Annotated in this window: 22 protein-coding genes; 11 read left to right on the top strand and 11 right to left on the bottom strand. The window is 37.3% G+C overall.

Annotated elements, in window-relative coordinates:
* Positions 1–82 precede the first annotated feature (82 nt).
* A complete protein-coding gene (locus HQN86_RS13365) occupies positions 83–1,867 on the top strand; it encodes a DNA polymerase III subunit gamma/tau (RefSeq protein WP_172661444.1) in 1,785 nt (594 codons plus the stop codon).
* Here the strand turns inward: HQN86_RS13365 and HQN86_RS13370 are convergent.
* Both HQN86_RS13370 and HQN86_RS13375 read right to left on the bottom strand, forming a co-directional pair.
* A complete protein-coding gene (locus HQN86_RS13370; protein ID WP_172661445.1) occupies positions 1,864–2,292 on the bottom strand; it encodes a hypothetical protein in 429 nt (142 codons plus the stop codon). The genes HQN86_RS13365 and HQN86_RS13370 overlap by 4 nt on opposite strands.
* A 176-nt stretch (positions 2,293–2,468) precedes the next feature.
* On the bottom strand, positions 2,469–4,688 hold the full coding sequence (locus HQN86_RS13375; protein ID WP_172661446.1) for an NADP-dependent isocitrate dehydrogenase: 2,220 nt from the start codon (positions 4,686–4,688) through the stop codon (positions 2,469–2,471).
* Positions 4,689–4,880: 192 nt separating this feature from the next.
* Here HQN86_RS13375 and HQN86_RS13380 point away from each other — a divergent pair, with 192 nt between their 5' ends.
* Together HQN86_RS13380 and HQN86_RS13385 are read left to right on the top strand one after the other, a co-directional pair.
* On the top strand, positions 4,881–6,953 hold the full coding sequence (locus HQN86_RS13380; protein WP_172661447.1) for a TonB-dependent receptor: 2,073 nt from the start codon (positions 4,881–4,883) through the stop codon (positions 6,951–6,953).
* A 76-nt stretch (positions 6,954–7,029) separates the two neighbouring features.
* Entirely contained in the window at positions 7,030–7,554 is a 525-nt protein-coding gene (locus HQN86_RS13385; protein WP_172661448.1) for a DUF6141 family protein, read from the top strand.
* 1 nt (position 7,555) lies between these two features.
* Here the strand turns inward: HQN86_RS13385 and HQN86_RS13390 are convergent, their stop codons facing one another.
* The 3 genes from HQN86_RS13390 to HQN86_RS13400 all read right to left on the bottom strand — a co-directional run bounded on the left by HQN86_RS13390 (position 7,556) and on the right by HQN86_RS13400 (position 9,371).
* Positions 7,556–8,116 carry an HPP family protein gene (locus HQN86_RS13390; RefSeq protein WP_172661449.1) on the bottom strand — a complete coding sequence of 187 codons (561 nt, stop codon included), beginning with the start codon at positions 8,114–8,116 and terminating at the stop codon, positions 7,556–7,558.
* A 133-nt stretch (positions 8,117–8,249) separates the two neighbouring features.
* Entirely contained in the window at positions 8,250–8,900 is a 651-nt protein-coding gene (locus HQN86_RS13395) for an NAD(P)-dependent oxidoreductase (protein ID WP_172661450.1), read from the bottom strand.
* 60 nt (positions 8,901–8,960) lie between these two features.
* Positions 8,961–9,371, bottom strand: a complete 411-nt coding sequence (locus HQN86_RS13400; protein ID WP_172661451.1) for an RrF2 family transcriptional regulator — start codon at positions 9,369–9,371, stop codon at positions 8,961–8,963.
* Between the two features lie 281 nt (positions 9,372–9,652).
* On the opposite strand from HQN86_RS13400, the gene HQN86_RS13405 reads away from it, so the two are divergent.
* Positions 9,653–10,501 (top strand): bifunctional helix-turn-helix domain-containing protein/methylated-DNA--[protein]-cysteine S-methyltransferase, encoded by an 849-nt coding sequence (locus HQN86_RS13405; protein WP_172661452.1) that lies wholly within the window; start codon positions 9,653–9,655, stop codon positions 10,499–10,501.
* 6 nt (positions 10,502–10,507) lie between these two features.
* Here the strand turns inward: HQN86_RS13405 and HQN86_RS13410 are convergent, their stop codons facing one another.
* Entirely contained in the window at positions 10,508–11,410 is a 903-nt protein-coding gene (locus HQN86_RS13410; protein ID WP_172661453.1) for a DNA-3-methyladenine glycosylase family protein, read from the bottom strand.
* Positions 11,411–11,491: 81 nt separating this feature from the next.
* Positions 11,492–13,153: a glycoside hydrolase family 28 protein gene (locus HQN86_RS13415; protein ID WP_172661454.1), complete on the bottom strand. Its 1,662-nt coding sequence runs from the start codon at positions 13,151–13,153 to the stop codon at positions 11,492–11,494.
* A gap of 144 nt (positions 13,154–13,297) precedes the next feature.
* Between HQN86_RS13415 and HQN86_RS13420 the strand changes: the two genes are divergently transcribed.
* The gene (locus HQN86_RS13420) at positions 13,298–13,789 is read left to right on the top strand and encodes a hypothetical protein (RefSeq protein ID WP_172661455.1); all 492 of its coding nucleotides are present in this window, start codon (positions 13,298–13,300) and stop codon (positions 13,787–13,789) included.
* Between the two features lies 1 nt (position 13,790).
* Here the strand turns inward: HQN86_RS13420 and HQN86_RS13425 are convergent, their stop codons facing one another.
* Entirely contained in the window at positions 13,791–14,477 is a 687-nt protein-coding gene (locus HQN86_RS13425) for an RluA family pseudouridine synthase (protein WP_172661456.1), read from the bottom strand.
* Positions 14,477–15,292 (bottom strand): 3-methyl-2-oxobutanoate hydroxymethyltransferase, encoded by an 816-nt coding sequence (gene panB, locus HQN86_RS13430; RefSeq protein WP_172661457.1) that lies wholly within the window; start codon positions 15,290–15,292, stop codon positions 14,477–14,479. The genes HQN86_RS13425 and panB overlap by 1 nt, the downstream gene beginning before the upstream one ends.
* Before the next feature lie 319 nt (positions 15,293–15,611).
* Between panB and carA the strand changes: the two genes are divergently transcribed.
* The 5 genes from carA to eno all read left to right on the top strand — a co-directional run bounded on the left by carA (position 15,612) and on the right by eno (position 21,000).
* Positions 15,612–16,724 carry a glutamine-hydrolyzing carbamoyl-phosphate synthase small subunit gene (gene carA, locus HQN86_RS13435; protein WP_172661458.1) on the top strand — a complete coding sequence of 371 codons (1,113 nt, stop codon included), beginning with the start codon at positions 15,612–15,614 and terminating at the stop codon, positions 16,722–16,724.
* A gap of 94 nt (positions 16,725–16,818) precedes the next feature.
* Entirely contained in the window at positions 16,819–17,589 is a 771-nt protein-coding gene (locus HQN86_RS13440; protein ID WP_172661459.1) for an ABC transporter ATP-binding protein, read from the top strand.
* An 8-nt stretch (positions 17,590–17,597) separates the two neighbouring features.
* Positions 17,598–18,692, top strand: a complete 1,095-nt coding sequence (locus tag HQN86_RS13445) for an ABC transporter permease (protein WP_172661460.1) — start codon at positions 17,598–17,600, stop codon at positions 18,690–18,692.
* Positions 18,693–18,837: 145 nt separating this feature from the next.
* Positions 18,838–19,530 carry an aquaporin Z gene (gene aqpZ / locus HQN86_RS13450; RefSeq protein WP_172661461.1) on the top strand — a complete coding sequence of 231 codons (693 nt, stop codon included), beginning with the start codon at positions 18,838–18,840 and terminating at the stop codon, positions 19,528–19,530.
* 174 nt (positions 19,531–19,704) lie between these two features.
* Positions 19,705–21,000: a phosphopyruvate hydratase gene (gene eno, locus HQN86_RS13455; RefSeq protein ID WP_172661462.1), complete on the top strand. Its 1,296-nt coding sequence runs from the start codon at positions 19,705–19,707 to the stop codon at positions 20,998–21,000.
* Positions 21,001–21,082: 82 nt separating this feature from the next.
* Here the strand turns inward: eno and HQN86_RS13460 are convergent, their stop codons facing one another.
* Positions 21,083–22,072: a nucleoside hydrolase gene (locus HQN86_RS13460; RefSeq protein WP_172661463.1), complete on the bottom strand. Its 990-nt coding sequence runs from the start codon at positions 22,070–22,072 to the stop codon at positions 21,083–21,085.
* A gap of 171 nt (positions 22,073–22,243) precedes the next feature.
* Here HQN86_RS13460 and HQN86_RS13465 point away from each other — a divergent pair, with 171 nt between their 5' ends.
* A complete protein-coding gene (locus tag HQN86_RS13465) occupies positions 22,244–22,543 on the top strand; it encodes an FtsB family cell division protein (RefSeq protein WP_172661464.1) in 300 nt (99 codons plus the stop codon).
* On the opposite strand, the gene HQN86_RS13470 is transcribed toward HQN86_RS13465, so the two are convergent.
* Positions 22,540–23,151, bottom strand: coding sequence for a trimeric intracellular cation channel family protein (locus HQN86_RS13470; protein WP_172661465.1), 612 nt, complete (start codon positions 23,149–23,151; stop codon positions 22,540–22,542). The two genes, HQN86_RS13465 and HQN86_RS13470, sit on opposite strands and share 4 nt — an antisense overlap.
* Positions 23,152–23,155 lie beyond the last annotated feature (4 nt).

Consider the following 23,155-nt stretch of genomic DNA (forward strand, 5'->3'; position numbering starts at 1 on the left):
GCTCTACTTTTACAGTCAATTTTTCAACATTTCCAAATTACCACATTCCAACCTCAACAAAAATTCATATTTTCGTTGGCGAATGGAAAACTTTATAGTATCAGCCCGTAAGTACCGCCCGGCAACGTTTGAAACCGTTGTTGGACAGCACCATATTACAGGCACGCTAAAAAATGCCATTAAGAACAATCAGTTAGCCCAGGCATTTTTATTCTGTGGCCCCAGAGGTGTAGGTAAAACTACCTGTGCCCGTATTCTAGCTAAAACTATAAACTGTACTAATCTAACTGAAGATCAGGAAGCCTGCGGAACATGTGATTCATGTGTTTCATTTCAGACTGGTCATTCATTTAATTTTCATGAGCTCGATGCTGCATCAAATAACTCTGTTGACGACATCCGCAGTTTAATTGAGCAGGTGCGCATTCCCCCACAGGCCGGGAAATATAAAATTTACATTATAGATGAGGTACACATGCTATCTGCAAATGCATTTAATGCATTTCTGAAAACGCTTGAAGAACCACCATCTTATGCTATTTTTATATTAGCCACAACAGAGAAGCATAAAATACTGCCAACTATCCTATCAAGATGTCAGATTTTTGACTTTAATAGGATTCAGGTCGATGATATATCCAGCCATCTGAATAAGATTGCACAACGTGAGAATATTTCAGTTGAGGCCGATGGATTACATATTATTGCCCAAAAAGCTGATGGTGGATTAAGAGATGCACTCTCTATGTTCGACCAGATTGTGAGTTATACCAATAAAAACTTAACCTACAAATCTGTAATCGACAACCTGAATATCCTTGATTACGATTATTATTTTAAGCTTACTCAAAACCTGACCGGTGCAGATGTTAGTAATGCATTAATCTTATTTGACGAAATCTTAAATAATGGTTTTGATGGCAATAATTTCATAAATGGGCTGGCAGGTCACCTACGTAATTTATTAGTTGCTAAGGATCCTCAAACCACAAAGCTTTTAGAAGTAAGTGAAAATATTAAGCAGAAGTACATTTCACAAAGTCAGCAAACACCTGTTTCATTTATACTTACTGCGCTAAATCTTGCCAATCAATGTGATCTCAATTATAAAAACAGTAAAAACCAGCGATTACAGGTAGAACTGGCTTTAATAAAAATGTGCCACATCCCTTCGGTACTTCAACTCGCCCAGCAGCCTAATAACAACTCCGCCACTGACACAGATCAGATTAAAAAAAAAACTAATGTAAGTTCGTCTGCACCTACAAACACTGTCTCAGCAGAGACCCCAAATAAGATAGCTGAACAGAATTCATCTAGCCTGCCATCAATTCCTGCAGCAAAGATAGCGAGCCCGCCACCGGCCACGAAGATTGCACTGAAACCTCTCGCCGACGTTAAAAAAGTGGCGACATTAATACCATCACTAAATGACATTGGCCGTGTAGCGGAAGGCGAGGATGGCGACGAGCCGAAATACATTAGCGGAGATGCAAGAGAGGCTTTTACCTATGAACAGCTATCAGCATTATGGACCCAATATGCAAATAAGGCAAAAGATGATGGCAAAATAAACATATACACCCTGCTTAGCAGTTCAGCTCCAATACTTGATTCTCCTGAGGAAATTACTGTACACGTAGAACATAAACTACAGGAAGGTTTATTACAGGAAGAAATGATAGATTTCCTTAATTTCTTAAGGCCAAATCTGAAAAACTTTAACCTAACCATTAAGGCTAAACAGGTAGCAAGAACTGTAGTCAACAGACTTTATACCAATACTGAAAAATACCAATACCTGATTGAGAAGAACCCTAAACTGGAAGAAATGCGTAAACGCTTTAATCTCGACGTTAATTCTTAATGAGGCTTTCCCGGCGGCGTGTCATTAACAGGATACCCCTCTTCGTCCAAATCATCCCGTTCATCCTCGGGAGTGCGTGCCAGCAGCTGATCTTCTGGCTCAAGCTCAAGGCTCTCTAATGTGTCGATGTGCATAGCAGCACTTTCTAGGTTTTCTCCAATTTGTTGATCTTCATCATACGCTGAACCATTATATGGATTTGCTTCATCATATGTAGAAATACTATCCTCACCATTTGGCGCAGAGGTATCATATGGCAATGGGTGATCATACTCACTATCTTCACCCCTTACATCAAATTCAAAGCTGTTTCGGGTCTTATCGTATGATAAATTATTAAAATCTTTAGTTTCTCCCAGTTCGGTTGGATGAAGTTTGTCGAGTGCTTTTCTTGGTCCGGGAACATTGTTTTGGTCTGCGCTCATAACAGTAAATTTTATATATAAACTTAGATATAATTGTTTTTATAAACAATTATAGTCTCTATGAATATGATGTGTAAATAAAACCTAAAAAGATCCTGAATTGTTTTCCGTTTTGGATTTAAATAAGAAGCCCGCTTACAAATGCAAGCGGGCTTCTTATTTAAACTTTTTTTATCTTATAAATTTGTCAAAGCAGTATTGAATGTTTCACTTGGGCGCATTGCTGTAAAAGCTAAATCGTCATTAGGATGATAATAGCCTCCAATATTTTGTGGTTTACCCTGCGCTCCTATCAACTCTCCTGAAATCTTTGCTTCATTTTCAGTTAAAGCCTTAGCTAATGGGGCAAATCTAGCCTGCAATTCTGCATCCTTAGTTTGCGCAGCTAAACCCTCTGCCCAATATAAAGCCAAATAGAAGTGCGAACCTCTATTGTCTATCTGGCCTACTTTACGGGCCGGAGATTTATCATTAGCAAGGAATTTCTCAGTTGCCAAATCCAAAGTTTCAGCAAGTACCAAAGCTTTTGGATTATTTTGAGTTTGCCCTAAATGTTCAAGGGAAACAGCTAATGCTAAAAACTCTCCTAATGAATCCCAACGCAAATAACCTTCATGAATGAACTGCTCAATATGTTTTGGCGCCGAGCCACCTGCTCCGGTTTCGAATAAGCCTCCTCCGTTCATTAATGGCACTATAGAAAGCATTTTTGCCGATGTACCTAATTCCAAAATCGGGAATAAATCAGTTAAATAATCACGCAGGACATTACCGGTTACCGAAATGGTGTCTTCTCCTTTACGAATTCTGTCTAGCGTAAACTTCGTTGCTTCAATTGGTGATAAAATACGGATGTCTAAACCAGTCGTATCATGATCCAATAAGTACTTATTTACTTTTGTAATGATCTCTCTGTCATGCGCCCTGTTCTCATCTAACCAGAAAACTGCCGGCGTAGCCGATAAACGAGATCTGTTTACAGCAAGTTTTACCCAGTCCTGAATTGGTGCATCTTTGGTTTGACACATCCTAAAGATATCTCCTTTTTCAACTTTTTGATCAAAGAAAACTTTACCGCTGGCATCTGTTACCCGGATTGTCCCGTTAGCAGTTGCCTGGAAAGTTTTATCATGAGAACCATATTCCTCTGCCTTTTGTGCCATTAAACCTACATTTGGCACAGAACCCATTGTAGTAACATCAAAAGCACCATGAGCTTTGCAATCATCAATTGTAGCCGTATAAACACCAGCATAGCAACGATCTGGAATGATAGCAATCGTATCTTGTTGCTTGTTATCTTTATTCCACATCTGTCCTGAAGTACGGATCATAGCAGGCATAGAAGCATCAACAATTACATCAGATGGCACATGAAGGTTGGTAATTCCTTTATCTGAATTTACCATGGCAATTGCCGGACCATTTTCAATTGCCTCGGCGATTGCAGCCTCAACTTCTGCCTGTTTAGGGTTCCCTGCAATTTTAGCATAAACATCTCCTAAACCATTGCGGGTATCTACATTTAATTCTTTAAATAAATCTGCATATTTAGCAAACACATCTGCAAAGTAAACTTCAACTATAGCTCCAAAAATGATTGGGTCAGAAACCTTCATCATCGTGGCTTTTAAATGCGCCGAAAGTAGAACTCCCGCTGCCTTTGCCTCTTCTATAGCTTTAGACACGAAAGATTTTAATGCAGAAAGACTCATTGCAGAACTATCGATAACCTCACCGGCTTTTAATGGCGATAAGCCCTTTAGTTCCGTAACAGATCCATTAGTGTCTACAAATTCTATCCTAAATTGAGAAGCTTCTGTTAAAGTAACTGATTTCTCAGATCCATAAAAATCACCTTCACTCATGCTTACAACTTTGGTTTTCGAATCTGCAGACCACGCTCCCATTGAATGGGGATTAGCCTTTGCGTAATTCTTAACCGCTTTTGGTGCTCTACGGTCAGAGTTACCCTCACGTAAAACTGGGTTAACTGCTGAACCTAAAACTTTTGCATATTTTGCTTTGATTGCTTTTTCTTCCTCTGTTTGCGCATTATCAGGATAATTAGGGATAGCAAATCCTTGCGATTGTAATTCGGTAATCGCACCAACCAATTGTGGAATAGAAGCCGAAATATTAGGCAATTTGATAATATTTGCCTCCGGTGTGGTTGCTAGCTGGCCTAATTCTGTCAACGCATCTCCAACTTTTTGGTCTTCCTTTAAAAATTCAGGAAAGTTTGCCAAAATTCTTCCGGCCAAAGAAATATCTCTGGTTTCTACATCAATACCTGCCGAGGCCGTAAAAGCTTGTACAATTGGTAATAATGAATAGGTTGCCAACATTGGCGCTTCATCTGTTTTGGTATAGATAATTTTTGATGTATTTGACATATTTTTATAAATACGATTATATGAATAAAAAAAATAAAGCAGTATTGTTTATGATAAACGTGCTTTCTATTAAAATCGCCTAAAGATATAATAAACAGATGAATTTCATGGTGTTTAACTGAATATATTAAACAGTAAATAGCCAATAGATGATGGTAATTATTAGCTGGTAAATTTTAGCTTTGTTAAAGAATGAAAACATTTTTAACAGGACTATTTGCCCTCATAGGAGTTACAAGCTTTGCTCAGGCACAACAGGATTCTATCAGAAGATTAAATCAGGTTACCATAAGACCTTATTTTTCCAACCAATCTTTAATCAGATCTACAGGTACAATTGGCCTTATTGATAGTGGAACCCTTAATAAACAATCCGGCAACTCATTTGTCTCAGCTGTAAATACAGTTCCGGGGGTTAGAATGGAAGAACGTTCTCCTGGAAGCTACCGGTTATCTATAAGAGGCAGCTTACTAAGATCGCCTTTTGGAATAAGGAATATTAAAATTTACATGGACGACTTCCCTTTAACTGATGCAGGGGGTAATAGTTATCTGAATGCTCTCGATGTCGCAGGCGCATCACAACTTCAAATTTTAAAAGGCCCACAGAGCAGTATCTATGGGGCTAACTCTGGTGGCGTCATCTTGATACAACCCCAAGGCACTAACGTACCAACGGACAGCACTTCTGTTGTGTTAAAACTGGAGGGTGGATCATTTGGAGCTTTTCATCAAAATGCATTATTACAACATCAATCGGGAAAGTATAAATTAAGCATTACACAAGCTTATCAGCGAAGCGATGGCTATCGCGATCACAGCAATATGGACCGCAAGTATTTTCAGGCGCTGCAAAAGTGGGATTATACAAAAAACGCGAACTTAAAAGCATTGTTATTCTATTCCGATCTACACTATAATACTCCTGGTGGATTAACTGAGGCTCAATATCAACAAAATCCAAAATTATCTCGTCCGGCTGCAGGACAGATCAAAAGTGCAATAGATCAAAAAGCGGGTATCTATAGCAAAACCTTATATGGCGGCATCTCCAACAATTGGATAATAAACGGTAATTTCAAACATGTTATCTCCGTATTCTCATCTTATACAGATTTTAAGAACCCCTTTATAACCAACTATGAAAAACGGAAAGAATTTACTCTGGGGCTCCGCTCTTATCTGGAATACACTAGAAACACATCTCATGTAGAATGGAAGTTTAACCTGGGGCTGGAAAGTATGAAAACTGGTACCGATTTTGATAACTATGATAATAATTACGGTCAGCGGGGTGCTGTTCAGGCATCGGATAAACTAAACGCAAATTCCAACTTCGCATTCGCCCATTTAAGTATCGATCTTCTTCAAAAACTGTTCATTGAATTATCTGCAAGTGCCAATCTCTATGGATACAACTACAAGAGCATTGCTCCAGTTGCCATTCCTAAAAAAACGAACAGGTTTGATATCCAGTTCATGCCAAGGGTAGCTTTGTCCTATAAAATAGATGATCAATTGTCGTTAAGAACCTCCGTGAGCAAAGGATATTCTCCCCCAAGTCTTGCCGAAGTAAGGGCATCAAACAATGTAATTAATGTTGATTTACAACCTGAATATGGCTGGAATTATGAGACTGGAGTAAGATATGAAGGTGTGAACAAAAGGCTATTTGTTGATGTAACCGGATTTTATTACAATCTTAAAAATGCAATTGTTAGACGCACTGTTTTAGTCAATGAAAAAGAAGCAGAGTATTTTATAAATGCAGGAGGCACAAAACAATGGGGTCTCGAAAGTTCTTTAGCTTTCTGGATTATTCCTCTCAATAATATACATTTTGTTAAAGGTCTGCAGTTAAAAAATTCATATACACTTAGTCATTTTAAATTTGATCAGTACCTGGACAAGACCAATAATTTCTCTGGAAATGACCTTACCGGAGTTCCTAAAACAACAATTGTTAGTAGCACCGATTTACAATTACCTAAGAGCTTTTCTGTATTTTTACAGCATAACTATACTTCTAGTATCCCACTTAATGATGCAAATACAGTTTACGCAAGGAAATATCACCTGGTACAAGCTAAAATTGGGAAAAAGAACTTATACATAGGAAATGTTCCCTTTGAAATCTACATAGGAGCAGATAACATATTAAACGAAAAATACAGCTTAGGCAATGACCTGAATGCTCTCGGTGGGCGGTATTTTAATGTCGCAGCAACAAGGAACTTTTATGGCGGGTTGTTAATATGTTTATAACTAGTTAACAACTATTTTTTCCTCATCTTTCATTTTAAATTAAATGTTTGTAATTTGTTGTTAGACAATATGAAACATGAATCCTAACAACGAAACTCTATTTTCAGAAAAACAGCGATTTGGGCAAAAATGGATTTGGGCAATCCTTATTGGAGCTAACTCAATATTCTTTTACGGCGTTTTTTATCAGGTTTTTCAAAGAAAATCATTTGATGACAACTCTATGAGTAACATGCAGTTGCTAATAGCCTCTGGCTTAATGCTATTGTTTACACTTGCAGTTTTAACATTAAAACTAGAAACCTATATTAAAAAAGATGGCATTTATGTACGTTTTTTCCCCTTCCATTTAACTTTGAAAAAATATTCCTGGGATAATATTCAAAGATTTTCTGTGAGGCAATATGATCCTATTACCGAATATGGTGGCTGGGGATTTAGATTTGGTTTCCTAACCAAAGGAATGGCGTTTAACGTTTCTGGAAACAAAGGCATACAACTGGTTTTAAAAAATGGATCCAGACTATTAATTGGGACTAATAAACCAGATGAAGCATTAGAAACGCTAAAGAAACTGGAACAACGGTCTGTATTTAATTAGCTTATTTTTTAAATATGCTCTGAGTAGGATATCTTCTATGTCTTAAATTATTAAATATCAACGCTACTAAAAATAGAATCATTATCCCCGATAATACTGGAGATAATACGTACATATAACCTAAGGCCTTAATTTTTTCGCTGCCAATTACGGCTATTAATGCTGTTGCTCCACCAGGAGGATGCAATGTTTTGGTGATTTGCATTGCAACTATAGATATCGATACAGCTAAGGCACAAGCCAGCCAACTCTCGCCAGGAAAAAATTTAGCAATTGTTACTCCAATTATTGCCGAAATCAAATGACCACCTATTAAATTTCTTGGTTGTGCCAGGGGACTATTAACAATGCCGTAAATTAATACTGAAGACGCGCCAAAAGAACCTATCAGATACAAATTATCATTGGCCACCAGATACTTGCTATTTAACAATCCTATTAAGCCTATCCCAATAAATGACCCAATAAAAGTTAAAATGTGCTCTTTAGCATCAATTAAAGTTTCACGATATAATACATACCTTGCCCTACGATAGTGCTTCCTGATTCTCTTTCTCGGCATTGCTCTTTAAAATATGGCGCAAAAGTAAGATTATATCTAGCCATTTACTAGTAATTATCTAATATCAATACATCTTATAAACTATAAGGTGAGCAAAAAAACGCACCTTATAGTTTTAAATTAGTAGCCTAAATTAGTAGCCAGCTGTAAAACGCTGACGAGGATGTTTGTTATTTTCTAGTTCATCAACAATTGCCATTGCCAAATCCTGAACCGACAAAGTACTTCTACCATCTTCATTAAACACAGGGCTATTTGTTCCTAAACGATATTTACCAGTTCGACCGGTTGTAATGCCGGGGTGCATTTCAATAGCAGGGCTAAAGAAACTCCATTGCAAATATTCCTCTTGTTTAAGTGAAGTTAAATAATCTCTGGCCGCAGTAGCACCGGCTTTATAATCCGCAGGAAAATCAGGTCCGTCAACTAATTGTTTACCATCAATTTCCAAGCTACCTGCACCTCCAACAACAATTAGGCGATCCACTCCAGATGCTTTAACAGCTTTTTGAATGGCCTCGGAACCTGCTATAAAGTCGTGGTACAGATTCGGGTTTGTCCATCCGCTATTGTATGCACTGATTACTGCATCACTTCCTTTTAATGTTTCTATTAAAGCCAATGTATCATTTACATCAACACCTTTAACAAACAAATTATTGTTGTCAATTTTAATCTTTTCAGGACTCCGTACAATAGCGGTAACCTCATGCCCGCGATTAAGTAATTCTTCTAAAATGGCGGTTCCTACGAAACCACTTGCGCCAATTAATGCTGTTTTCATATCCTTATTTATTTTTAAATGTTATTGTAACATTTTTCATTACAGTTATATATAAAAAAATCAATCAAAATGATTGCTGAAATCCGCAAGTGTTTGAGACGAAAGTTCTTTTACTAATGCCTGCTCTGTCGAATTATACAAGTTATTCAAATGTGTATTCATTTGTTTACCTACAGAACATTGCGGATTAGGTGTATTCTTAGAAATACCTAGCAAATTATTTTGTTTTACTGCCTTATAAATATCTGCCAGATTAATCTCTTTTGCAGATTTACTTAAATAGCTCCCCCCATTTTTTCCCTCTTTACTATCAACAAATCCATGATTCCTTAAATTACTTAATTCCTTTCTTACCAATACTGGATTTATATTTATACTTCCGGCCATAAATTCTGATGACAACAGTTCACCCTTAGCCCTTTCAAGTAAAGTAAGTATATGTAAAGAAATAGCAAATCTCGAGTTATTCATTCTGTAACTAAAATTATTACAGTACAAAGGTAGGGTAATAATTGTAAATTCCAAATACCAGGATCCGTGCTAGATCGATGCTTGTTCGACGATGCTTCGACTTTACTTCGCAAAACAGGTACTTTTGCCGAACAATCGGCACTCTAAAGCCGGACATCCAGTACCTAACACAAAGCCTGTTGTTGCCAGTTACAGCGGGCCACCATAATTTAATGATTAGCAAGTTTCGGGTTTTATTGTCTGGCTTATCAGCGTAATTTTGTTATATTAAATTAAAGATCATGGAAACATTAAGCCAAATTGATTACAACAGAATTGCCGAGGCGATAGCATATTTAAAATTAAATTTTAAACAACAACCTTCGCTAGATCAAGTTGCTGAGCATATTAACCTGAGTCCATTTCATTTTCAACGGATGTTTAAAGAATGGGCAGGCGTTACTCCAAAGAAATTCCTGCAGTACCTTTCTATTGAATACGCAAAAAGCATCCTTAAAGATAAAGAAACAACCTTATTTGATGCAGCCTATGAGACAGGATTATCAGGCACCAGTCGTCTGCACGATCTCTTCATAAATATAGAAGGAATGACTCCGGGTGAATTTAAAAATGGAGGGGAACAGCTTACCATAAACTATAGCTATGCAGAAAGCCCTTTCGGATCTCTAATAGTCGCATCAACAAAAAAAGGAATTTGCTATATGGCTTTTGCTGATGACCAGATAGAGGCATTAACAATGTTAAAAAGCACATTCCCTAATGCTAAGTATTGTCAGCTATTGGATATGATACAGCAGAATGCACTTTACATCTTTACTCAGGACTGGAGCAGACTAAATGAAATTAAACTTCATTTAAAGGGCACAACTTTTCAAATAAAAGTATGGGAAACCTTGTTAAAGGTTCCTATGGGAGATTTATCTACCTATGCTACCATCGCATCTGCAATTAACAATCCAAAAGCCAATAGAGCAGTGGGCTCAGCTATTGGGAACAATCCCGTTGCTTTTTTGATTCCATGCCACAGAGTCATTAAATCCACAGGAGAATTTGGGCAGTATCATTGGGGTAGTTCCCGTAAAACAGCAATAATAGGATGGGAGGCTGCAAAAACAAATTCTCAAGAATAAAAGACCTTATTCTTTATTTGCAAGACTTCTCCAAAGATAAAACACCAGATAACTCTCCCATCCAGGATAATTTCTAAAAAATGCCTGAATTTCCTCATGCTGTTTTTTATCTGTAATGATATTATGGTTTAACAAAGAATTTAAAAGCCCTGCATCGCCATAAGGAACACATGAATGTTCCTTTAAAGATTTCATAAGGGCATAGTTGGCAGTCCACACACCTATGCCCTTTATACTATTCAATGCTTTTTGTCTTGCGTTAAGGTCCGGCAAAGCAAGTAAATTATCTTTGCTCATTTCTCCACTGGCAAATGCCTTAGCAATAATAATCAGGTATTCGGCTTTACTTCTTGAGAATTGCATTTCTCTCAAATCATCTATAAAAAGTTCCGCAAGGACCTTGCAATCTGGAAACACATAATAATTGACACCATTAAAAGGAATATAAGTTCCGTACTTTTCTACCAGTCGTCTTTTTAATCTATATGCAAAAGTGAGATTGATCTGCTGCCCTATTATTGCCCAACAAATAGCTTCAAATAAATTAGGAATACCTATTAATCTTAACCCGCTATATGCTGTTATCATATAAGCTAGCCTTTCATCATTTTTTACTAATCGATAAAAGGATTCCATATCTTTTTCAAGGTCAAACCAATCAGATACAAATTGTTTGAGCTTTTTTACACCGTTTTCTTCCAGATCTCCTACAAGTACTTCGATCAGCAATTTACCTTCATAAAAGGCTACGCTAACCAATAACTGGCGACCCTCAATTTCAATAACCTTTATAACCTGATCTGCATCTACTTTGTGCATGCAATCGTCAAAGTTTCTATCCAAAAACCACAAACACTCTTCGAAATCAAAATTCCTAGGGACTTCAATAGATATGACTTGTTTATTCATATCTCAAAAGTATTCATTTGTTTATACAATAAAATCTGATTCTTGCTTAATATGTAGTACCAACTTATTCCCGCAAACCTTTTATAGCCTAACTTTAACCGACTTCTCATTTGCCCCGTTAAGGTAAACTACCTGCTGTTTGGCTTTTCTTAATTCGCCCCCATCTATATTAACGAACTCGTTACCTGTCCCTTCCAAACTAAGCAATACTTTACAGGGGCTTAAAACACGGACACCTGTAAGCAATATATCTTTGGAATTTGTGATCCGAAGCAATGAAGGAGCATCTAAACTTCCTTGCAAACTTAAGCCATTTATAGAAACATCCTGAACATTATCAAAAACTACAGCAGGCCGAAGGTCATTCTTCTCAAACTCAAACCGCACATTATGCAAGCTTAAGCCTTTTACGTTTCGGGCATATAAACCATAAGCTGGCGGCCCACCTGGTGTTTTGTCCCATACACCAAAATATTCAGCTACAATATTGGGCACGTCTCGCTTTTCTGCCTGTTCTGCAGTTCCCCCACCCGCATACTTTATATGAACATCGGTAAAACTGATGTCTTCAATATAATATTCGCCCATTGCATTCAAGGTAATGCAGGAGTTTTTTTCACCCTCCCATGTATGTAAATCAAAATGAATGTCAGGATGAGGAACTGGCAATGCTACAACATTAGCCCTTATGTTATTAAATGAAATATTTCGGAGATAGGGTTTCCCGGCAAGTTGATTATTTTCTGCATTTTTATTACTATTTACCCCGCTGAAGCCAATACCGATTGGACCGGTTACATTTTCCATAACTATATTTGAGAAGCTAAAGTTCTGTATACCTGCAACACCGGCACTGATCTTTATTGCACAACCATAAGTATCATAAATAAGGCAGTTAGTAATAGCAATATTTTGTGATTCACCACCCCCAAAACGAAATATTGACCATCGTGTACTGAAACTACAATTAGTTACTGTAACGAACTTATTGCTACCAAATAAGGCACAGGCATCGTCCTGGCACTGAACATCACTGTTAATCAAATGAACATATTGACAGCTATTGAAATGAAAGCCATCATTATTTTTATTTACCCGGTTGTAAATCCGTACACCATCAATATACGCATGTTTGCACTTCAATAATCGCACGCAATGATATGCGCTGGCAGCCATAAAAACATCATCCATCCGCAAGTTAGTACACTGGTAAAATATTAAGAGATGAGGCCGATCAAAATTGCCGTTTACTCCGTTTTGTCCAGGCCCGGTATTGTCGCCCTTTCCTGTATAAAATGCGAGACCATTTCCATCTATAGTCCCCTTGCCTTCTATACTAAGTCTTTCAGCATTTACGGCATATAAGAATACAATATTCCCATTTCCTTCGGGAATTCCTTTTCCTGCTGTATAATCCTCTCTTTTAGGACTTCCCAAAAGTTTTGCTTCTGCAGAAAGGTGCAAAGTTACATTAGATTTAAGCTCCAGAGTTCCCGACAGAAATACGCCGGCAGGGATCATCACCACACCCCCTTTATTATCACTACAAGTATTTATAGCATTCTGAATAGCATTTGTATCGAGCACCTTGCCGTCTCCTTTAGCTCCAAAATCTCTGATATTGTAAACATCTGTTCTGCTTTCTGCCTGGGGTATCTTTGCACTAATTAACGAAGCTCCGGCTACCGTAAGTGCGGGCACAGAAACTCTTCCTAGCCATTGACGGCGGGATAATTGATCCATACTGTAGTTTGATTTATAAATGATTTTACTATCATAAATATACGGACGACGATAAAACAATAACTCTCCCGAATAAACTAAATGCTCAGCCGTATTGGCTTTTGGCAAGGCTATTGTAGATAAATAATTCCAACCAATATCATTATGAAAAAATCACTTCTACTTTTAACAGGCATTGCACTACTTGCCTCCGCTTGTAATAGCAGCAATACTGATGATAAAAGTGTCGACAGTACTTCAGTAACATCCATGGACACTTCTCTAACACCATCTGTACCTGTTCAGGAAAAAATATCTGAGTGCTATATCTACACTAAAAACAGAGATACTGCCAAACTTAAAATAAACACAGAAAATGACGAATTGACCGGTGATTTGAGTTATAGTCTATTTGAAAAAGATAGTAACAAGGGGACCATTTCAGGAGAGGTTAAAGGCGACACAATTCTAGCAGAATACAATTTCGATTCGGAAGGGATGCGCTCAACCAGAGAAGTTGTATTTTTAAAAAGAGACAGAAAACTATATGAGGGCTTTGGCGAAGTAGAAGAGAAAAACGGCAAAACTGTATTTAAAGACAGATCAAAATTAAAATTTGGAGACGCAATAGTATTTTCTTTAACAGATTGTAAATAGGCTAAAAATTTTCAAAGCGTTCCCAAAAACCATCAACAGGTAGCTTAGCAAAAATATTTACAGGCTCTTTTTTTACTGGATGAATAAATTGCAATCTACGCGCATGTAAGCAGATACTACCCTTTCTGCTTCCTCTGGGATAACCATATTTGTTATCACCAACAATAGGACATCCTAAAGTAGATAGCTGTACTCTTATTTGATGAGAACGCCCGGTAAGCGGATCAACTTCAATCAGGTAATAACCACCAAGTTCCCCTATTAACCTATAACTTAATTCCGAACGCTGACTTCCGGGAACTTCAACATTATGCGGAGTAACAATATTTTTTTGAGGGTTTTTTACTAACCAATGAACAAGTGTACCTGAAGCTTTAGCAGGCTTATTCCTAACAATGGCCCAATACGTTTTTTTTACTTCGCGATTTTTGAATACTGCATTCATCCGCTCTAATGCCTTGCTTGTTTTAGCAAAAAGTATTACTCCACTAACGGGCCTGTCTAAACGGTGCACAACACCCAAAAAAGCACTATTAGGTTTATTATACTTTTTAGCAAGATATTTTTTAACCTGCTCATCAAGAGGCTCATCTCCAGTTTCATCAATCTGCACAATATCACCTGCGCGTTTCAGTACCGCTATAAGGTGATTGTCCTCGTAAAGCACATCTTTATCAGTTACCGGCATTAATACTGCTCCTTTTCGTTCGGGAAATCCTTTGCTTTCACATCTTTAATGTACGACTGTGCAGCTCCCAATATACCATCATACAGATTTACATATTGACGCAAGAAGCGAGGCTTAAAACCTTTTGTTAAACCAATCATATCATTAACAACCAAGACCTGACCATCGCAATCAGGGCCCGCACCAATACCTATAGTAGGAATTTGTAAACTTTCAGAAACTACTTTAGCTAATTTTGCTGGTATTTTTTCAAGCACAATAGCAAAACAACCAGCCTCCTGAAGCGCAATTGCATCAGTTTTTAACTTCTCTGCTTCATCTTCATCTTTTGCTCTTACAGTATAAGTTCCGAACTTATAAATAGACTGAGGTGTTAATCCAAGGTGCCCCATAACAGGAATTCCGGCCGTAATGATGCGCGATATTGACTCTGCTACTTCTGTTCCACCTTCAAGCTTTACGCCGTGTGCCCCAGATTCTTTCATGATCCTGATAGCAGAATTAAGTGCTTCTTTAGAATTTCCCTGATAGCTACCAAAAGGCAGATCGACTACAACGAAAGCTCGTTTTGCTCCTCTAACTACACCTTGAGCATGATAAATCATCTGATCAAGTGTGATAGGTAAGGTGGTTTCATGTCCAGCCATTACATTAGATGCAGAGTCCCCAACTAATAATACATCCAAACCAGCATCATCAAGAATAGTGGCCATCGAATAATCGTAAGCGGTTAACATGGCTATTTTCTCTCCACTAGCCTTCATCTCCTGAAGTATATGTGTGGTTATGCGTTTAACCTCTTTGTTTACAGACATAGTTCTATAGTTTTGTAGCGACAAAATTAGTTTTTACATTCGAAATAAAGACAGTTTTATCGTTTTTGTGACATTTTGTTAATGCCTGTCTAAGTTTATATAGTGCTATATAAACTTAGAGCGATTTATAATTGCCAAATGCCATTCGAAACAATCTAAAAAAAAATCTTGATTTAAATCCTCAAAAACGTATCTTTGTATCCCGAAATGAAGGGGTCACTTAACAGCACATTTGTTAACTACAAAAACGGCATCAAAGCCGCGCTAGAGCCATCATTTTTTCCTTTTTTTATCCCAATAATTTCTCTTAATAAATACCATGACTAATTACACCAAGTTACCTGCAATCTTGTTACTGGCTGATGGCACAGTTTACCACGGTAAAGCCGCTGGAAAAATAGGCACAACAACAGGCGAGATCTGTTTTAATACAGGTATGACAGGATATCAGGAAATTTTTACGGATCCTTCTTATTTCGCCCAGATTATGGTAACCACCAATGCACATATTGGAAATTATGGTATCCACAAAGACGAAACTGAATCAGAAAGTATAAAAATTGCCGGTTTAGTTTGTAAAAATTATAACATTGGTTTTAGCCGTAAAGAAGCTTCTGAGTCTATACAGGATTATTTTCAGAATGAAAATATTGTAGGCATTTCTGATATCGATACACGCGCTTTGGTTCGTCACATCAGAAATAAAGGAGCAATGAATGCAATTATTTCTTCAGAAATCATTGACCTTGAAGAATTAAAAAGCAAATTAGCCGAGGTACCATCTATGGATGGTTTAGAATTATCTTCTAAAGTTTCTACCAAAACACCTTATTTCTATGGTTCACCTGATGCTACCTATAAAATAGCAGCATTAGATTTGGGTATCAAGAAAAACATTTTACGCAACTTCGACGACAGGGATATTTATGTTCAGGTTTTCCCTGCTAAAACTACTTTCGAGGAAATGGACAAATGGGGTGCTGATGGTTATTTTATTTCTAATGGACCTGGTGATCCTTCGGCAATGCCGTATGCTATTGAAACTGTTACAAAAATATTAGCTGCTGACAAACCTCTTTTTGGAATATGCTTAGGGCATCAATTACTTGCAGAAGCAAATGGAATTGGCACCATGAAAATGTTCAACGGCCACAGGGGCTTAAATCATCCAGTTAAAAATATCATTAAAAATCATTGCGAAGTAACTTCACAAAACCATGGTTTTGGAGTTATCCCTGAAGATGTTAGAAAATCAGAAAAGGTAGAGATTACCCACATTAATTTAAATGATCAGTCTATAGAAGGTATCCGTATGAAAGGCAAAAAAGCATTTTCAGTTCAATACCACCCTGAATCATCTCCAGGCCCACATGATTCACGTTACCTTTTCGACGACTTTATAAGTATGATTAAGAACGAATTGGCCTGGTAATATTCACCGGTTCAAAATTATCATTTTACCGACATTTTAGAAGGTTTAGCAGAATAGCGTTTTCTATTCCTCTAAACCTTCTTACATTTATAACATGGATAAAACAAATGCCATTATCAGTGTAAAAGAACTGGTAAAAAAGTATGACGATTTCACTGCTGTGCAAGGCATTAGCTTTGAAGTTTATGAAAATGAAATATTTGGTCTTTTAGGGCCAAATGGGGCAGGAAAAACCACCACACTTGAAATTATCGAGACCCTTCGCGAAAAAACTTCAGGAGAGATTATTGTTGATGGCTATTCTGTAGACAAAGATGCCAACAAAATTAAAAGGATTATAGGCGTACAATTACAGGCAGCCGGTTATTACCCAAACCTAAATCTGGTTGAGTTAATGGAATTGTTTTCTGGTCTGTATGGCGTAGACATCAAACCGATGGAAATGCTTGAAAAGGTAAATCTTCAGGACAAAGCAAAAGCTAAATATAAAGCGCTGTCAGGCGGACAGAAACAGCGTTTTTCTATAGCCACAACACTTATTAACTCTCCTAAAATTATTTTCCTTGATGAACCTACTACCGGATTAGATCCTCAGGCACGCCGAAATTTATGGGATTTAATTATTGATATAAGAAATAACGGAACAACAGTAGTGATCACCACACACTATATGGACGAAGCAGAACAACTTTGTGATCGTGTTGCTTTTGTTGAACGTGGAGAGATCATCGCTTTAGATACGCCTGATAATCTGATAGACAATCTGATCAATAGTGGTTTTGAACGTACTAAAGAAGTTAAAAAGGCCAACCTCGAGGACGTTTTCATAAACCTGACAGGCAAAGAATGGCGCGAGGATAATTAATAAAGAACATGAGCAAACCTTACAATAATACTAAAGCTACGCTGGCCCTTGCAAAAGCAAGTTTCCGTTCTATTATGCGCAGCCCTTCAGCAGTTGTTTTTACACTTGCTTTTCCACTAATCTTCATTCTTGTTTTCGGCTTTTTAGGACGCGGAGGTGTTAAGGTTGACTTAGCCATTGCGTCAGGATCGGATTTACAAAATCCTATTATTAAAGCACTGGAACAAATCAGTGTTGTTCATATCATAAAGGATAAAGATCCTGCGGAATTAAAAACAGGACTTGAGAAAGGAAATATAGACGCTGTTATTAACGTTCAAAAAAACACTGAGGATAATACACCGGCTTACCTTGCCAATGTTCAATACACATCTGCTTCTTTAGACAAAGGAACTATACTTAAATCGGTGTTAAACAACCTGATGTATACTTTAAATTCAAAAGATGTAAAACCTACCATTGCGCAATTAAATGAAAGTACTGTTCAGGGTAGAATTTACCGCACCATTGATTTTATCCTGCCCGGACAACTTGGCTTTTCTTTATTAAGCACAGGTGTATTTGGAACAGCATTTGTATTTTTCAGTTTAAGACAAACCTTAGTTATTAAACGCTTCTTTGCAACACCGGTTAGCAGGGCAAGTATTGTATTTGGCGAAGGTATTGCAAGAATAGGTTTTGCGCTTTGTGGTGCAGTATTTATTATACTTATTGGCCATTTCTTTTTCCATTTCACCTTAATTCACGGTATCATCACGGTGTTGAATATGCTTTTACTTGCAATTATGGGCCTCATCGTTTTTATGGGCTTTGGTTTTGTAGTTTCCGGAATAGCAAAAAGCGAAAGTACTATACCCCCGATTTCAAATATTATAACATTGCCTCAATTTCTGCTGTCAGGCACTTTCTTTTCTATAGATGCATTTCCATCATGGCTTCAACCAATAAGTCGTGCATTACCTTTAACTTACCTTAATGATGCCATGAGAAAGGTAGCTTTTGAGGGAGCTGGCTTATGGGATGTAAAACATCAGATTCTTATTATGATAATTTGGGGCATCGGCGTATATGCCGTTGCTGTTAAGGTGTTTAAGTGGGAGTAATCCTCTGACAATCTGTACTTTTTCCTAGGAAAATTGAATAATTGTTTTTAAATTTCATTATAAAAACAAACATTCTTCTATTAATTTATTAACCAGGTAGTAAGAAAACCAAACCTTCATTACCACTAAACTAAATTAAACTCGTATGAAAAAACTAGCAGCAGAATTTATCGGTACATTTTGGCTCGTACTTGGCGGTTGCGGTAGCGCCGTTTTAGCCTGTAATTATCCAGGTGCAGGCATTGGCTTTGCAGGGGTAGCACTCGCCTTCGGACTAACAGTAGTAACTATTGCTTATGCTCTTGGTCATATTTCCGGGGCACATCTAAACCCGGCAGTTTCAATTGGTTTATGGATCGGCGGACGCTTTGATGGAAAGGATTTGGTGCCCTACATTATTTCACAGGTTCTTGGCGGTATTGTGGCTGCGGGTGTGTTATACGTTATCGCTACTGGAAATGGCAATCCTATTGGTGGATTTGCTTCCAATGGCTATGGAGATTTATCACCCGGAAAATATAGTATGACAGCAGCGTTGGTTACCGAAGTGGTAATGACCTTCATTTTTTTAATCATTATATTAGGTGCAACAGATGACAGAGCTCCCAAAGGATTTGCCGGATTAGCGATTGGCCTTGGGCTAACATTAATACACCTGATCAGCATACCTGTAACCAATACTTCAGTTAATCCTGCAAGAAGTACAAGCCAGGCGCTTTTTGTTGGCGGTGAAGCACTAAGTCAGCTTTGGTTATTTTGGGTTGCACCTATAGTTGGTGCCATTTTAGCCGGAATAGTTTATAAAGCTATCTTTGCGGCTAAGAGCGAAACTACATAAACTTAACTGACTAAAAAACAATACAATAACAGCAAAACAATTAAATATTCACCAATGAAAAAGTCGTAATTAAATTAATTACGACTTTTTTGCGTTTAATTTTTAACTTTGGATATCGCCTTAGTAATTGTAAATTTTACACTAAGGGTTATTTACAAATAAAAACCAATAAAAATGAGTTTAATAATTGATGTTCATGCGCGGCAAATACTTGACTCCCGCGGCAATCCTACGATCGAAGTAGATGTAATTACAGAAAATGGTATCCTTGGTCGTGCGGCAGTACCATCAGGAGCTTCTACTGGTATGCACGAAGCTGTGGAGTTAAGAGATGGTGATAAAAAAGTTTACTTAGGTAAAGGTGTTTTAAAGGCCGTTGCCAATGTGAATGATAAAATTGCTGATGAATTAAAAGGTATTGACGTATTTGAACAAAATGCTATCGATAGCTTAATGATCAAGCTTGATGGAACAGAAAACAAAGGAAATCTTGGTGCTAATGCTATTTTAGGTGTTTCTTTAGCGGTTGCTAAAGCTGCAGCTCAAGAAAGTCGTCAGCCTTTATACCGTTATATTGGAGGTGTTAATGCTAACATTCTGCCTATCCCGATGATGAACATCGTAAACGGTGGTTCTCACTCTGATGCTCCTATCGCTTTTCAGGAATTTATGATCATGCCTGTTGGCGCATCTTCATTCTCTGAAGCGTTAAGATGGGGAACAGAAGTATTTCACAACTTAAAAGCTATTTTGCATGACAGAGGTCTTTCAACAGCTGTAGGTGACGAAGGTGGATTTGCTCCAACTTTTGATGGTACTGAAGATGCCGTTGAAACCATTATTAAAGCTATTGAAAAAGCAGGTTACAAAGCTGGTGAGCAAATCTTTTTAGCATTTGACTGTGCTGCTTCTGAGTTCTATAAAGATGGTAAATACGACTACACTAAATTTGAAGGTGATAAAGGAGCTATCCGCACAAGTGCTGAGCAAGCTGATTATCTTGCATCTTTAACCGAAAAATATCCAATTATCTCTATTGAAGATGGAATGGATGAAAACGATTGGGATGGCTGGAAAATGTTAACTGATAAAATTGGCGATAGAGTTCAGCTTGTAGGTGATGATTTGTTTGTTACAAATGTAACTCGCTTGCAATCGGGAATCGACAAAAAAACGGCTAATTCAATCTTAGTGAAAGTAAATCAGATTGGTTCATTAACTGAAACCATCAATGCTGTTTCTTTAGCTCAAACTAATGGCTATACCTCAGTAATGAGTCATAGAAGTGGTGAAACTGAAGATACTACCATTGCAGATCTTGCAGTTGCATTAAACTGTGGTCAGATTAAAACAGGTTCAGCTTCTCGTTCAGACAGGATTGCAAAATACAATCAATTGTTACGTATTGAAGAAGAATTAGGTGCTGCAGCACGTTTTATTGGTAAAGATTTCAAATTCCTAAAGAAATAAATATCTTATATATATACTTTAAGATAAAATTTCAATAACAAACAACCCCATTACCCAGAAGTATTGGGGTTGTTTGTTAATATCAATTACCAGGCTCATACAACATTAAATCTTCAATTATTGTAGAAATCTTTTCATAAGGATATTTATGAGCTAGAAAATAATGTCCGGCATTAATATCCGCATCCCATCGATTAGATCCATCTTTATATACGATAAACTTCCCTGGACCGTTTACATAAAAATATTTTTCTGGATTTCTTACTGCACATAAAACTGCTGTTTGATCCCAAGATGGCCTATTGCTTAGTAGATTTTTATCATAAGTTGCTAAGTTATATTGATATGCCCATGCGGCAGGATTTTTACTAATATTTTGCTTTGCCACTTTTCCACCTGTAAGTATCTTATCTCCAATTTCAAAACCACTCAGCAATATCGGTTTCGGCCATCTACTAAAAGCTTCATAAGCCGCTTCCTTATGTTCATTTACATTAAATTCAACCCCATTTGGTATAATTCCCGCCATCGCGACCCAATTTTTCACTTTCTTTTTAACAAGGTCCATTCCCGAAAGGTTGGAAAATTTATCGGGCTTTGAGTTGAGAAGCTCTGCTATATTAGAGGTAAAGCCAACTGTAACTATCGTTACGCTATTGTCTTCCTGCCTGGCCAATACTTTTCGATAAACTTCTAAAGCATTGGGATATTCAGTGGGCTTTTTCTTAAGAAAATGTAAAACCAGCGAATCATTCCAATTATTATGGGCTATGAAGCCCGGGGCTTTTGCAGATGCTATGCCTATCGGAATATTGGGTTTGCCAAAATATTGATTAAAAATTTCTATAGTCGGTGCAACAGAAGCATGGCTATCACTGGATACTGTAGCAAGTATCTCACATTCGCCTTTAGCAGCCAATGCGTGCAAAACTGTTATTGCGCCTACATCATCAAAATCTGGCCCCATATCTGTGTCGAAGATGATCCTAGGTTTTCTATCCGCTTTCCCGTGTTCAACGATAAAGCCACAAAAAATGCAAAACACCAATAACGAGCAGAGAATTACTTTCATACATATATTAATTAACCTCCATACAATATCTGATCTTTTATCTAATACCTTACTATTGAAACACATAAATTACGACCAGCTAAAACCTACATGTTAATAAGTGGATAATACCCATTTGAATAAAAGGCAAAGGTTTTAAATCTTCGGGTGTTATTTTATATATTTGTCCATATGAATCGTTTTCTAGAACTTTTACGTAACAAATACTTCCTGAGCGTAGCTGCATTCGTTGTATGGATGTTATTTTTCGATAAAAACGATGTAATAGCACAATACGAATACAGATCGCAAGTAAGCAAGCTTCAGGAGGAAAAGGATTTTTATGTAAAGGAAATTGCTAAGGTCAAGAAAGATCTTAACGAATTAAATACAGATCTAAATACAGCAGAGAAATTTGCCCGCGAAAAGTACTTTATGAAAAAAGATAATGAAGACGTTTTTGTGATCATCAATGAAGCCCCAAAAGACTAATAGCCGAATTTAGGCAACGTAACTTTATATCTTACCACTACTATTCTTATTGTAAAAATAAACGCAATTACGGTAACCTTTGCCAGGTCTTCTTTCAAGTTAAAATATAGAAGAGTAAAATATAATATTCCTCCCATAATGCAGGCGGTGGCATAAACTTCTTTTCTGAATATTACAGGGATGGTATTTAATAGCGTATCTCTTATTATACCTCCAAAGCATCCTGTAATGGTACCAAGGGCGATACAAATACCCGGACTTAAACCAAAAATAATTCCTTTCTGAATACCCAGCATTGTAAAAAGACCAAGCCCTAAAGAATCGAACAAAAAAAGAGTTACTTTAAATTTCTTGATATGTGTTTTAAAAAAGATCGTAGCAATTGAGGTCAGCAAGATCAACAAGCAATAATTTACATCCCTCATCCATGCAACAGGAGTATCCCCTAGCAACAAATCGCGCACGGTTCCTCCACCAATAGATGTTACAAAAGCGATGATCAGTACCCCGAAAGGATCTAATCTTCTTTGCATGGCTGCAAAAGAGCCAGATATCGCAAAAGAGATAGTCCCCAAGATCTCAATGGCATCCATGGTATTTATTTGCATACTT

It is taken from the genome of Pedobacter panaciterrae, assembly GCF_013204795.1.
GTDB lineage: Bacteria > Bacteroidota > Bacteroidia > Sphingobacteriales > Sphingobacteriaceae > Pedobacter > Pedobacter panaciterrae.